Annotated in this window: 12 protein-coding genes; 11 read left to right on the top strand and 1 reads right to left on the bottom strand. The window is 73.3% G+C overall.

What is annotated here, in order from left to right:
* The 6 genes from NBZ85_RS18290 to NBZ85_RS18265 form a co-directional block, all read left to right on the top strand.
* A partial coding sequence (locus NBZ85_RS18290; RefSeq protein WP_261562285.1) for a DUF881 domain-containing protein occupies window positions 1-453 on the top strand: 453 nt, incomplete at its 5' end.
* Between the two features lie 96 nt (window positions 454-549).
* Window positions 550-930 (top strand): glycine cleavage system protein GcvH, encoded by a 381-nt coding sequence (gene gcvH, locus NBZ85_RS18285; protein WP_261558018.1) that lies wholly within the window; start codon window positions 550-552, stop codon window positions 928-930.
* 294 nt (window positions 931-1,224) lie between these two features.
* Complete coding sequence (locus NBZ85_RS18280) at window positions 1,225-1,770, top strand: FHA domain-containing protein (protein WP_261558019.1); 546 nt, start codon at window positions 1,225-1,227, stop codon at window positions 1,768-1,770.
* A 16-nt stretch (window positions 1,771-1,786) separates the two neighbouring features.
* Window positions 1,787-2,560, top strand: coding sequence for a transcriptional regulator FtsR (ftsR, locus tag NBZ85_RS18275; RefSeq protein WP_261558020.1), 774 nt, complete (start codon window positions 1,787-1,789; stop codon window positions 2,558-2,560).
* Between the two features lie 158 nt (window positions 2,561-2,718).
* Window positions 2,719-3,204: a bifunctional nuclease family protein gene (locus tag NBZ85_RS18270; protein ID WP_009739504.1), complete on the top strand. Its 486-nt coding sequence runs from the start codon at window positions 2,719-2,721 to the stop codon at window positions 3,202-3,204.
* A gap of 968 nt (window positions 3,205-4,172) precedes the next feature.
* On the top strand, window positions 4,173-4,712 hold the full coding sequence (locus tag NBZ85_RS18265; RefSeq protein ID WP_261558021.1) for a MerR family transcriptional regulator: 540 nt from the start codon (window positions 4,173-4,175) through the stop codon (window positions 4,710-4,712).
* A gap of 63 nt (window positions 4,713-4,775) precedes the next feature.
* Here NBZ85_RS18265 and NBZ85_RS18260 read toward each other — a convergent pair whose 3' ends face one another.
* Window positions 4,776-5,393: a phosphatase domain-containing protein gene (locus NBZ85_RS18260; RefSeq protein ID WP_261558022.1), complete on the bottom strand. Its 618-nt coding sequence runs from the start codon at window positions 5,391-5,393 to the stop codon at window positions 4,776-4,778.
* A gap of 656 nt (window positions 5,394-6,049) precedes the next feature.
* On the opposite strand from NBZ85_RS18260, the gene NBZ85_RS18255 reads away from it, so the two are divergent.
* The 5 genes from NBZ85_RS18255 (at window position 6,050) to NBZ85_RS18235 (ending at window position 12,893) form a co-directional block, all read left to right on the top strand.
* On the top strand, window positions 6,050-9,124 hold the full coding sequence (locus NBZ85_RS18255; protein ID WP_261562284.1) for an FtsK/SpoIIIE domain-containing protein: 3,075 nt from the start codon (window positions 6,050-6,052) through the stop codon (window positions 9,122-9,124).
* Window positions 9,125-9,261: 137 nt separating this feature from the next.
* Window positions 9,262-10,410, top strand: coding sequence for a hypothetical protein (locus NBZ85_RS18250; RefSeq protein ID WP_261558024.1), 1,149 nt, complete (start codon window positions 9,262-9,264; stop codon window positions 10,408-10,410).
* A 6-nt stretch (window positions 10,411-10,416) separates the two neighbouring features.
* Window positions 10,417-10,680, top strand: coding sequence for a hypothetical protein (locus NBZ85_RS18245; protein ID WP_009739496.1), 264 nt, complete (start codon window positions 10,417-10,419; stop codon window positions 10,678-10,680).
* 272 nt (window positions 10,681-10,952) lie between these two features.
* A complete protein-coding gene (locus tag NBZ85_RS18240) occupies window positions 10,953-12,473 on the top strand; it encodes an alpha,alpha-trehalose-phosphate synthase (UDP-forming) (protein WP_261558025.1) in 1,521 nt (506 codons plus the stop codon).
* Window positions 12,474-12,692: 219 nt separating this feature from the next.
* Window positions 12,693-12,893, top strand: a complete 201-nt coding sequence (locus NBZ85_RS18235) for a hypothetical protein (RefSeq protein WP_261558026.1) — start codon at window positions 12,693-12,695, stop codon at window positions 12,891-12,893.
* Window positions 12,894-12,941 lie beyond the last annotated feature (48 nt).

Here is a 12,941-nt window from a genome sequence, read left to right as displayed (position 1 = left end):
GCGTCGGGGCGGGCCGCCGAGCGCACTCAGGCCGATGAGCTGGCGATTCTCGCTGGGACCGTGCCGGTCGCCGGGCCGGGGCTGGAGCTGACCATCCGGGACCCGCACCGGGCGGTCGACGCCTCGGTGCTCGTCGACGCGCTGCAGGAACTGCGCGACGCGGGCGCGGAGGCCATCGAGATCGCCGGGGTGCGCGCGGTCGTGTCGACCTACGTCGCCGACGAACCCGGGCACGGACTGATCGTGGACGGAACGTCGGTCGCTCCGCCGTATGTCCTTCGGGTGGTCGGTGATGCGCACACCCTGGACCAGGCGCTGCGGATCCCGGGCGGGGTGCTCGATACGGTAGCGGCGCGGGACGGGGCGCAGGCCAGCGTCCGGACCTCCGGGCACGTCGAAATCCGTGCGCTGCGGCCCGCGCCCAGTCCCCGCTACGCTCGCCCGGCCGGATAGCTCCGCCGCCGCGCGGGTTGCCCGGCGAAGGGGGTAGGACCGACGGCCCCGCCGGCGCTGGTCGGAGCGATGCGGATCAAGGGGAGGCGATCTCCGGTGTACCCGGACAACCTGAAGTACACCCGTGAGCACGAGTGGATCCGGTTCACCGGGAGCACGGCCCGGGTGGGCATCACCTCCTACGCGCAGGAGGCGTTGGGCGACATCGTCTTCGTGTCGCTGCCCGACGTCGGCGCCGCCGTCGAGTCGGGGGAGTCCTTCGGCGAGGTCGAGTCGACCAAGAGCGTCTCGGAGATCTACGCCCCGGCCGCGGGCGAGATCACCGCCCGTAACGAGGCGTTGGCGGGCGCGCCGGAGTTGATCAACTCCGATCCGTACGGGGAGGGCTGGCTGGTCGAGTTCGCGGTCACGGACGCGGACGCGATCGAGGGCCTACTGAACGCCGAAGAATACACAGAGCACGTAAAGGAGCACTGACGGTACTTCCTGTGCCCCGTTGGCTGGTGGTGGGTGACGCCACGCCGAACAACACGGGTCGCACCCTTTTCGCGAGCGTGCCCCCGATGCACTAGCCTCGGGGTGCACCGGGGCACGGTCGTGGGCGGCCCAGCCGTCGGCATGTGATCATCCCGGTGGTGGGGGTGGACTGCGAATGTCTGGCTACCACCATCGCAAGTGCTGGTAGAGACGTTCCCGCCGCCTGTCCGGCGGCGGCCGAGGCGGCTGGCGAACCTCGCTCGCGAGGGATCCCGGCAGGAAGCGGACGCGACTGTGTTCTGCACAAGGTGCGGACAGCAGAACCCGTCCGACGCGCTGTATTGCGCGCGGTGCGGGTCCCCTCTGGTACGTCCGGGTGAACCCGTGGCGCCGGAGCGGCCCGCCGAACAGACATCGACGTTGAATCTGGCCGCAGCGCTCTCCGGGATCGAGGGCGATCATGTTGACGAGTCGACGGAACGCGACGCCGTCGCCGCGGTCGACGCGTTGCCGCCGGGTTCGGCGCTGCTGGTGGTCAAGCGCGGCCCGAACGCCGGCAGCCGGTTCCTGCTGGACGCGGACATGACCACCGTCGGGCGGCATCCCGAGAGTGACATCTTCCTTGACGACGTCACCGTCTCGCGCCGGCACGCGGAGTTCCATCGCTCGCCCTACACCAAGGGCTTCTCGGTGCGAGACGTCGGCAGCCTCAACGGCACGTACCTCAACCGTGAGCGCATCGACTCCGCCGAGCTCACTGGCGGCGACGAGGTGCAGATCGGCAAGTTCCGACTGGTGTTCCTCACCGGGGCGAGCTACGGGGGGTCAGCGGCGCGGTGAGCGGGAGGGACCAACGGTGAGCGGCTTCGCTGCGGCGTCGCCGGCCCCGCGCCCGAGCGGGCCCGGTCGGGACCGGGCCGGCTCGGACGCGAAGGTGCTCAACATCGGCCAGGTCCTGGACCGGCTGCGGGCCGACTTTGCCGACATCACGCTGTCGAAGATCCGTTACCTGGAGGCGGAGGGGCTCGTCGAGCCGGCCCGCACGAGCGCCAACTACCGCAAGTACTCGGCGGACGACGTCGCCAGGCTCCGCTATGTCCTGCATGCGCAGCGGGAGCGGTTCCTCCCGCTGCGCGTGATCAAGGAGGAGTTGTCCTCCCTTGACCGTGGGGACACGCCGGTGCACCGGCCTGGGCCCCGCGCGGTGCCCCCGCATCCGGCCCCTACCGGCCTGGACGCGATCCTGGGTGTGGAACGGGTCAGGATGTCCCGTCGTGAGCTCCTGGCGGACGTGGGGCTCGACGAGGACGAACTGGCGGATCTGGAACGGCATGGCCTGGTCGCCCCGATCGCGGGTGGCGGGTATTACGACTCCGACGCCCTGCTTGTCGCCCGCACGGTCGCGCTGCTTGCCGGGCACGGCGTCCAGGCCAGGCATCTGCGGGCGGCCCGAACCGTCGCAGACCGTGAAGCTGGTCTCATCGAGGCCGCCACCGCGCCGCTGCGCGGCCAGCGTGGCGGGGACAACGCCGGGCGGCAGGCGGAGACCGCCGATGAGCTGGCGGCCTTGCTGGTCCGGCTGCATGCGGCCCTGCTGCGTTCCCGGCTGGCGGCCGGCCGGCCGAGCTGAACGGGCGGTCCGGGCCAGGGCAGAAGTGCCCTGCCGGGCAGCGGAACCGGTGGGCGCGCTGACGCCGGGCGGATGCGGGGATACTGTCTCCCCTGTGGGGTTTTCTGGCTCCGGTCACAACATCCCGCCCTGCCCCACCTGCGCGAGGAGGTAGATCGGTGCATCGGCTGGACATCGTCGGCGTGCGAGTCGAGCTTCCGTCGAAGCAGCCGATCGTCCTACTCAAGGAGGTGGGCGGTGAGCGGTATCTGCCCATCTGGATCGGTGCCGTCGAGGCGACCGCGATCGCCTTCGCCCAGGAGGGCATCACGACGGCTAGACCCATGACCCATGACCTGATGCGGGACGTGCTGCGGGCGTTGCAGACGGACCTGACCCGGGTGACGATCACGGACCTGCAGGACGGCGTCTTCTTCGCCACGCTCGTGTTCGGCAACGGGGTGGAGGTCTCGGCCCGTCCGTCCGACGCGATCGCGCTGGCGATGCGGATGGGCGCGCCCGTCTACGGCGTCGAGGCCGTCCTGGCGGAGGCCGGGATCACGGTTCCCGAAGAGCAGGAGCAGGAGCAGGAGAGCGAACTGGAGAAGTTCCGGGAGTTCCTGGACACGATCTCTCCCGAGGACTTCAACACCCCCGGCTCCTGAGCGTCCGCAACACCCCGGTTCCCGCGCGGTCCGCGGCGTCCCCGGCTCCTGCGCGCCGGGTTCTCCCACGGGCGCCGAGCCGCCGGGTGGCGCTGCCGCGCGCCGGCTGGATCGCCCGTCGGCGCCCGTGCCATGTCGCGGGCGCCGGCCGTGCGCCTGCCCCTCACCCGCGGTGTGATCCGCTCCACGGCGGCCTGGATGGCCCGTATCGGCTGCCCTGTGCTGGGGAAGGGGGCAGGCGCCGCGACCCCGTTTGCGGGCCCACTCCTGCCGGGAGCGGGTGTGGCATGACTGGGCCGGCCGGTGGGCCCCTTTCCCTGACGTGGTAGGCCTCGGCGCCCGTCGCGCTCTGAGCAGGCAAGACGGCCGTGGCACGCGTCCGGCTATGACGGCTCGTATCGAGATTCCTTTTTGTCCGATGTGACCACTCATGTCCGCTGGACTGCAGACACGCCGGCTTAGATCATTGAAGGAACAGCGCGTCGCTCCTACGGTCGGGGGGAACCCGAACCCCGAACCCCGAACCCGGAGCTCGTGGCCGCCCGTGCCCGCGGTGGATGCGTCGGTGGACGAACTCGCTCCGGCTCTGACCTTGCCGGGGAGGTGGTGACGGCGACCGCGCCCGGAGCTGTGGACCCGCGGTGCGGTGGTCCCGAGCGCGTCGGTCGCGCGCGCCTCGTGCCGGTCGGTTGGCGGCGTTCCGGCCCGGACTGGCAACGCGCCGGCCCGATTGGCGATGGGTCGGCGAGGTCGGCGTGTGTCGGTGGGGGTCGGCGTGTGTCGGCGGAGGTCGGTGGCGCGTCGATGGAGGTCAATGGTGTCCGGTCGGGACGATCCGGACGTGGCGGTGGAAGTGACTCGACCGGGCTGGGCGTCCGGAATGGCGGGACCGGGTGACCGGGGCCGCCTGGACCGACTCGGACCGATCCGGAGGATGGGGCTGGCATGGCGGCGAAGTGCGTACGACGATGATCGAGCAGGGCCACCTCTTTCCGGACGAGATCCCCGAACCCCCGGGGGACGACGTCGGATACCGCGGGCCGACAGCGTGCGCGGCGGCAGGCATCACCTACCGCCAACTCGACTACTGGGCCCGGACCGGCCTGGTCGTGCCCAGCGTCCGCGGCGCGTCCGGCTCGGGCAGCCAGCGGCTGTACTCCTTCCGGGACGTCCTCGTCCTGCGGGTCGTCCGCAAGCTGCTGGAGGCGGGCGTCTCGCTGCAGAACATCCGGGTCGCCGTGGAGCACCTGCGCACCCGGGGTGTGGACGACCTGGCACAGCTCACCCTGATCAGCGACGGCTCGACCGTGTACGAGTGCACCTCGGACGATCAGGTGATTGATCTGGTTCGTGGCGGCCAGGGGGTGTTCGCGATCGCGGTCGGCCGCGCCCTGCGCGACATGCGCGGCCAGCTCGCCGCGCTGCCCTGCGAGCGCCCCGGGCAGCCGCCAGCCTCCCACCCGGGCGACGAGCTCGCCAGCCGGCGCACGCGGCGCAGCACCGCCTGACCCCTACGGCCTCTCTGACCCCTACGTCCTCATCTGCGGCGCCGAGGCTGAACCGAGGACCGCTCAGGTGCGGCCCTCGGACTCCTGGGCGTTGCCCAGGGTGGCCTCGTAGGCGAGCCACTCGGCCCGCAGCACCGGCCAGCCGTCGGCGCGGAGCAGGTCGACCACGGCCGGATCGTCGTCGACGACGACGGCGACCTGCCGTCGCGCGCCGAGCTGCCGTAGTTCGGCGCGCTTGAACATCCGGGCCGGGCGGCGGTCGTCGTCCGGGCGCATCAGCAGCTTCCCCAGGGGCAGGCCCTGCTCGCCCAGCCAACGCGAGGTCGCCGCCCGGGACCGCTCCGGCCGCCCGGTCAGCCACACCACCTCATGGTCGCGGGCGAGCTGGTGGACCAGCGTCACCCCCTCGGCCAGCGGGGGGTCCGCCGGCGCCGCGGCGAAGAACGCCTCCCAGTCCCCGGGCCAGGCCCGCAGGAACCGCAGCCGGTGCCGGACATCGGCTACCACCCCGTCCACGTCGATGACCGCGAGCGGCCGCTGCTCCGGCACGATCGGATCCCCCCGGCCGCCCGCACTGGACGGGGTGGGACCGGGCGGGCCGCCGAGGGGCGAGCTGCCCGCCGTGCCGTCGGCCGAGTCGACCGTGCCGGCGATACCCGCCGCATCGGCTGCGTCCGTCACCGTGGTCTCGGCATGGACGCCCCGGCCTTCGGGCCGGGGAGGAAACGCCGCCCCACATCGTTCACTGGTGAATCTTCTTTCCGTGGAATGGATGAGGCGGGGGAGGACGTCAACCGCCGGAGACGCTGCCCTCACCCGGCCATTGAACACGCGCGCGGTGGCGCATATCGGTCCCGGTCGTGCGGTGTCTGCCGGATCGGCGTGAACATCGCACCACCCACTCCGTCGTGCCACTCCGTCGTGGGCCGCGGCGGTCATGTCATGGTCATGGGTCGTCGAAACCGGTTCGACGCCTCGAAGCCGTGTCGGGTGGCCCACATGCCGCGGCGCGCGGACGCCCGCCCGACCGGACCGCGCCGGCAGCCGGGGGTGGTCCGGGCGTCGTCCGTGCGGAGGCGACGGGTGTGATCCGGGTCCGAACAGCCACGTCGGCGCCGGGGCGTCGATAGCGTGGCCATGGTCAGCATCCGATCCCGTCTGGTGACGGCATGGTCCCGCGCGGCCTCCCGACGGGCACGCCGGTTCGGCCGGTCGGCGGGTTCTGGGATGTTTGCTCCCTCGAACGTGTCATGGTCGTCGGGGGAATTCCGCCGCCGGGTGCCCGACGCGGTGGCGGCCACCCGGTGCGGTGCAGAGATGGTGTGGGGAGGTCGACGATGTCGGGTACCCGGCGGGCGCGCACGCTCGTGGCCGGTATTCAGTCCTCGCTGGGCGCGGCGCTGGCCCTCGCCGACCGGCTGGAGGAGCAGGCGGCCGTGCTCGAACGCGGCGGCCCACCGGCCGCGGCCGCCGTGGCCGCGCAGGGCGGCCCGGGTCGGCCGGCCGCGTCGAACGGGCCGCGTGACGTCGACGCCTCGCTTGCCCAGGCCCGGATGATCGCCCGCAGCGGGGCCCGCGGCTTCGCCGGTGCCTCCTGGGCCGCCCCCGACTGGCGGCACGGGCCGTTCGGCGCCGAGCCCGCCGCGGCCGGCGGCGTGCGTGCCCGCTTCCGCCCGGGACTGTGGCAGGTCGGGCAGGTCGTCATCCCGCCGGACGATCCCGGCGCGCCGTACAGCACGGTGCCGCTGGCGGTGCCGCTGCTCGACGGCCGCAACCTGCGGATCGAGACCGTGCGGGCGCGGCGCGCCGCCGCGGTCGACCTCGTCCGCGGGCTGCTCACCCGCATCCTCGCCGCGGTGCCCGCCGGTCGGGTCCGCCTCGTCGTCTACGACCCGCACGAGCTCGGCGCCGGCCTCGCGGGCTTCGCGCCGCTGCGGGCGGCCGGCGTCGCCTCCACCACCATCACCACCCGCGCCCGGCTGGAGGAGCGCCTCGCCGAGCTGTCCGCGGAGGTGGGCCGGATCACCGTCGAGCGGCTCGGTGGCCGGTTCGACTCGCTGCGGGAACGGGAGGACGCCGGCCACGGCCGCCCGGAACCGTGGCTGCTGCTGGTCCTGCTCGGTGATCCGCGCCTGTACGAGGAGGGCGCCCGGTCGCTGTCGGCCGTCGCCGCGCAGGGGCCCGCCTGCGGCGTCCATGTGATCTCCATCGTCCAGCTCGCCCCGCTGCAGACCGATCCGGCGGGCGCGGACGACCTCGACGACGTGACCCCGCCCGACCCGGACGCCGACGATCTCCGGCTGGACGAGGAGGCCGACTCGGTCGCCGACCCGCTGCCGAACTCGGTGGTGTTCACCGCCGTCGAGCTGCTCGCCGACCGGCCGGACTGGCGCGGTGCGCAGCCGGGCCTGTGGCGCACCTCGCTGACCGGCCTGCTACCCGTCCAGCTCGACCCCCCGCCGCCGCCGGATCTCGTCACCGCCGTCACCAGGCAGGTCGCCGACGCGGCCGCCCGCGAGGCCTCCCGCCCGCCCGGCATCGCCGAGCTGCTGCCCGGCACCCTGTGGGAGTCCGACAGTGCCGCCGGGGTCACCGTGCCGGTCGCCCAGGGCCCCGACGGCCCGGTGCGGCTCACCTTCGACGACGACACCGTGCACGCCCTCGTCGGCGGCCAGGCCGGGGCCGGCAAGTCGACCCTGCTGCTCGACATCGTCTACGGCATCGCCGCCCGCTATGCCCCCGACCAGGTTCGCTTCCACCTGTTGGACTTCAAGGAGGGCCTGGAGTTCGCCCAGTTCGCCCCCGGCCCCGCCGATCCGTTCTTCCTGCCGCACGCCGACACCGTCGGCATCGAGAGCGACCGCGAGTTCGGCGTCGCCGTCCTGCGCGCGGTCCGCGAACAGATGCGCCGCCGAGCGGTGGCGATGCGTGCGGTCGGCGCGCGGGACCTGCGGGGCCTGCGGGCGGCCGACCGCAGCTCCGCCTGGCCGCGGGTCATCGTCGTCGTGGACGAGTTCCAGGTGATGCTCACGCCGATGGACGAGATCGCCCGCGAGGGCGTCGCCCACCTGGAGGTCCTGGCCCGGCAGGGCCGCGCCTACGGCGTCCACCTGCTCCTGGCCAGCCAGACGCTGTCCGGCATCGACGCCCTCGACTCCACCGCCGGCAAGCGCGGCTCGATCTTCGGCCAGTTCGCGCTGCGAGTGGCGCTGCGCACCTCGATCTCGGAGTCGCGGGTGTTGCTGTCCACGGCGAACGAGGCCGCGGGCGCGCTGGCCGGCGTCGGCGAGGCGATCGTGAACCGGCGCAACGGCCATCCCGCCGGCAACGAGCTCGTCCGCGTCGCCTTCCCCGACCCGGCGGTGATCTCCCGGCTGCGTGACCGGCTGGCGACCACCGCGGCCCGCAGCCTGCCGTCGGTGCCGCAGCCGCGGGTCTTCGTCGGCCACGCCCCGGCGATCCTCGACGACAACCCGGTCTACCGGGCCCTGGACGGCCGGCCGGCGCCGGCGGCGATCGAGTCCGCCGCCGCCCCGATCGGGGACGAACCGCCGGCCGCGATCCACGCGGACGTGTCCGCCGCTGCGCTGTCCGGTGCCGCGCTGTCCGGTGCCGCGCTGTCCGCCGCTGCGCTGTCCGGTGCCGCGCAGCCCGCCGCCGCGCAGCCCGGCGGCGACCCGCTCGCGTTGGTCGGGGTGCCCGTCGACCTCGCCCCGGCGGCGGTCGGGGCCCGCCTCGCCGCCTCACCCGGGCGCCATCTCGCCGTGCTCGGCCCGCTGCGCCGGGAGGCGGTCGGCATGGTGCAGGCGGCGGCGGCCAGCATCGCGGCCCAGCTGCCGGCCGGCGGCCTCGTCGCGGAGATCGTCGCCGCGGAGCCGACCGCGCTCGGCGCCGCGGAGATCCTCGCCGAGCGGATGCGTCGCGCCGGCCACCCCGTCCGCGTCGCCGACGTCACCGGGCTGCGCGGGGTGCTCGCCGCCGCCGCGGACGAGACCCGGGCCCGGGAGAACGCGGCGCTTGCCGGCACGGGCGGCCCGGCGCCGCCGCTGCGGCTGGTGGTGGTGTTCGCGATGGACGCCGGGCGGGCCGCCCTGGAGGTGCGTGATCTGCAGTCGCGCCGGACCGGGCTCGACGATCTGCGCACGGTCACCCGTCGCGGGCCGGCCATGCGCGTCCACCTGGTCGGCTGGTGGCGGGGGGTGTCCCGGATGGTGGAGGACCTCGGGCCGGTCAACCGGGACGACATCGCGGTGTGGGCGGCCGCCGGGGTGCCCGGCAGCGACCTGTTCGCCATGGCGGGCCACCGGCCGGTCGCCGGCGGGACGATGCCGAACCGGGCGGTGCTGTTCGACCGGCACACCCAGTCCGAGCCGCGCACGGTGGTGCCTTTCGCACCCATGGTGCGGGGGTAGATCCGGTGGCGATCGGGCAGGAAGATCCGGATGCCGCGGGATGGGCGGGTGCCCACCGGGAGGCGGGGCCCACCCGGCCGGCCGGTGCCGATGCAGGAGCCAGAGCAGGAATCGGGGCCGGGAGAGGACGGAGCGGAATGGTGGCGGGAGCTGAGCCGGCGGGCACGCCCGAGGCATGGTCGATCGCCGGGTCGTGGCAGCGCGGCGCGACGGCGGCCCCGGACGCGGGTGCGATCACGACCGTCCCCGCTTCGAGCGGGCCGGTGGGCGCCGCCCTCGCCCCCGATCCCGATCCCGACCTCGACGATCCGCTGAAGGCGGCGATGCAGTACCGCCGGCTGCTCGGCACCTCCGACGCGGCGCGGGCCCGCGCCGACCGGGACGCCTACCAGCGGCGTCAGGGTAGCCGGGCGCAGGCACGCCGGCACCGCGAGGCCGCCGCGGACATCCGGGCCCGGGTCGAGGGCGTCTGGGCGCAGGTCGCCGAGCCGCTGGCCCAGTACGGGCTCACCGACCTCGACCAGCTCAAGCCGGCCGCCGCCGAATCTGCTGCCGGCGCCGCGGTCGCGCTCACCAGGAAGTCCGCCTCGAGAGGCGGCGCCGGCGCACCGGCCCAGCGGCGGCCCGGGCGGCCGCTGGCGCGTGCCGGGCGGGACCTGCGCGGCGGGTCAGACGACGACCACGCCGCCGGCGCCGCCCGCCAGCGCCACCGGCAGGCCGGGGAAGGCGGGTTGGCACGCGAGGGCCGGTCGGGGCGCGAGGGCCGGTCGGGGCGCGAGGGCCGTGGTGGCGGGCAGCCGGCGGCGGCCGCCCCGGTCGATCCGCGCACCGCTCCCCGCCAGGCCTACGACCTGTGCCTGGACGCGATGAGCAAGGCCGCCGAGCTGCGGGCGGTGACCAAGGCGTCCGGCTCGGCGTCGGCCGGGCTGATGACTGCGCTCGCCTGCCTGCTCAGCCTGGTGGTCGTGGGGGTGCTGCGGGTCTTCACGCAGGCGGCGGGGACGCCCTGCATCGTCGGCGCGGCGGTGCTCGCGGCGGCACTGGTGGCCGTGGCGGCCGGTACCGAAGGTGGGGGTAGGGCGGTGCTGCGGGCAGGCATTCTGGGAGCGGGCGCCGCTGCGCTGGCGGTGGTCGCCACGTTCCGGCTCGCACCGATGGCGCCGGTCGACGTGGCCGCGGCGCTGCTCGCGCTCGCGGCCGCAGCCCGCTTCGGCCTCGGGCTCGGCTCGAGCACCGAGCAGGCGTCGGCGCCCGGCTCGCGGGCCGGTAGCTCCAAGAAGGGATGAGGACGGGTGTCAGGCACGATCGCCGACGTCAAGGCACAGCTCGATGAGGCGTTCCGGCGCACCGAGGAGGTCGCCGGCCAGCTCGAGGGCGCGCTGAGCATGATCGAGGAGGCGCAGGCGATGGTGATCGCGGCGACCGACGGCAGCGAGCATCGTGCCGTCGAGCAGCTGACGAGCGCGCTTGTCGAGACGCGTGACACATTGCAGATGTCGCTGGCGTCCCTGGGCTCGGCGGTGCAGGAGGTCCGGGACTACCGGGATGGACTGTAGCACCACTCCTCGTGATTGCAGGCACACCTGACGTCGTTGCAGGTTCCCGGATCCCCATACTGGAGGGGAGTGGGCGTTACGGACGGATATGGTGCCGGCGGCAACAGTGACCAGGTGAAGGTCTGGGTAACAACGCTCCAGGCGCCCTGCAACGCGGTGCATCCGGATGCGGGGCTCACTACAGTCCGGATTGTCCCCGTGTGCCCGGGCGCCACAGCGATGAGCGGCACCGGACGCCGAGTACCGCCCGTGACCAGGAGGCTGCATTCGCCGTGTCGGACTTCATTCCCCTCGACCTGCCTCTCGTACTCCTGTCCAACCGCGGTCCTGTCAGCTTCGATCGGGACGCCACCGGTCGCACCGTGAACCGAGGTGCCGGGGGCCTCGTCTCGGCCCTGTCCGGACTCGCCGAACACCTCGACGACGCCGTCTGGGTCTGTGGTGCCGCCGGTGAGGAGGACGCCGTTGTCGCCTCCGAGAGCGCCGGCAGCTCGATCCTCGTCCAGACCCAGCCCCAGCCCCACGTGGTGGACGGCGAGCCGGACGGTCCGGCGATCCGGGTTCGCCTCGTCGTCACCGACCCGACCGCCTACGCCGACTTCTACAGCGTGTGGTCCAACCCGATCCTCTGGTTCATCCAGCACGGCCTCTACGGCCGGTCGCTCGCGCCGGTGCTGACCAGGGCCGAGCACGATGCCTTCGAGAACGGGTACGCGGCGGTCAACCGCGCCTACGCCGACGCCGTCGTGGACGAGGTGCGCGCCCGTGGCGGCAAGGCTCTCGTCCTGCTGCAGGACTACCACTTCTACCTGGTCGCCGACTGGGTCCGCGAGCAGTGCCCCGACGTCGTGCTCACCCACTTCGTGCACATCCCCTGGCCGGGCCCGGACGAGTGGCGCATCCTGCCCGGCGACATCCGCGAGCGGCTGCTGCGCGGACTGCTCGGCAGCGACGTCGTCGGTTTCCACACCCGCCGCTACGCCCGCAACTTCGTCCTGTGCGCCCAGGAACTCCTCGGCCTGCCCGTTGACCTGGAGCAGCTCACCGTCACGGTCGGGGACCGGGTGGTCCGTGCCCGCTACTACCCGATCTCGGTCGATCCGGCCGCGCTCGACGCCACCCAGGCATCCGAGGAGGTCGCGGCGCACGTCGCGATGCTGCGCTACATCTTCCTCGACGATGATCGCCAGCTCATCCTGCGCGTCGACCGCACCGATCCGAGCAAGAACGTCGTGCGCGGCTTCCTGGCCTTCGGGACGCTGCTCGACCAGCATCCCGAGCTGGTCGGCAAGGTCAGTTTCCTCGCCCTGCTGCAGCCCAGCCGCACCGACGTGCCGGAGTACGCCGACTACATCGCGCTCATCGGCGCCCTCGTCGCCGAGATCAACGCCAGGCACACCAAGGAGGGCCGCCAGCCGATCGACCTGCGGATGGTGGAGGACTTCCCGCTGGCCGTGGCGGCCTACTCGATCTGTGACGTGCTGATCGTCAACGCGATCGCCGACGGGATGAACCTCGTGGCGAAGGAGGTGGCGGTCGTCAACCGCCGTGGCGGTGTGCTGGCCCTGTCCGAGATGGCCGGCGCCCACGAGGAACTCGGCGAGTTCGCGGTGACCCTCCAGCCGTTCGACATCCAGCAGATGGCGGACGCCCTGTACACGGCGCTGACGATGCCGCTGGAGGAACGCCACCGCCGGCTGTCCGCCGCCGCCGAACAGGTCCGCACCCACGACGTCCGGCGCTGGCTCGACGATCAGCTCGTCGATCTGCGCCGGATCGCCGGGTTCAGCTGAGCCCGGACGGAGGGACCTCGGACTCTCCCGGCCGGCGGGTCGAAGGGCCCGGCTCGGTCCGGGAATCACCCTGCCGACCCGCCCGGCGCGGGCGGGTCGGAAGAAGGGGCGAACGCACATCGGTCCCCGGCATCCGGCATCGGTGTTCGCGGGTAGTCTCGCAGCGGGAACGAGGCGCATCGCACCGCCGGCAGGCGAATGCGATGAGAGGGACAGGGAGTGGACGTGGCGAGTGAGACCGGTCATCACAAGGCCAATACGGGTTCGTGGCTCGCGGTGCTGCTGGTGATCGCGGGCTTCGTGTTCGGGTGCTTCGCGCTCATCTTCGCCTCGGTACCGCTGTGGATCGTCACCGCCGTGCTGATCGTCGGCGGTGCCGCCATCGGCCTGGCATCCCGGATCATGGAGCAGGCGTACTAGAACGTGGAAAAACGGCTCCGCGGAACAGCATGATCCCGGGGCCGGGGC

Origin of the sequence: Frankia tisae (assembly GCF_025403405.1) — a bacterium.
Classification (GTDB): domain Bacteria; phylum Actinomycetota; class Actinomycetes; order Frankiales; family Frankiaceae; genus Frankia; species Frankia tisai.
This window is presented reverse-complemented; position numbering and strand designations above follow the sequence as displayed.

What these genes read in the sequence shown, in the direction of transcription:
- NBZ85_RS18265 (WP_261558021.1), top strand. Translation starts at nt 4,173, where the DNA reads ATGATCGAGCAGGGCCACCTCTTTCCGGACGAGATCCCCGAACCCCCG.
- NBZ85_RS18255 (WP_261562284.1), top strand. Translation starts at nt 6,050, where the DNA reads ATGTCGGGTACCCGGCGGGCGCGCACGCTCGTGGCCGGTATTCAGTCC.
- NBZ85_RS18250 (WP_261558024.1), top strand. Translation starts at nt 9,262, where the DNA reads ATGGTGGCGGGAGCTGAGCCGGCGGGCACGCCCGAGGCATGGTCGATC.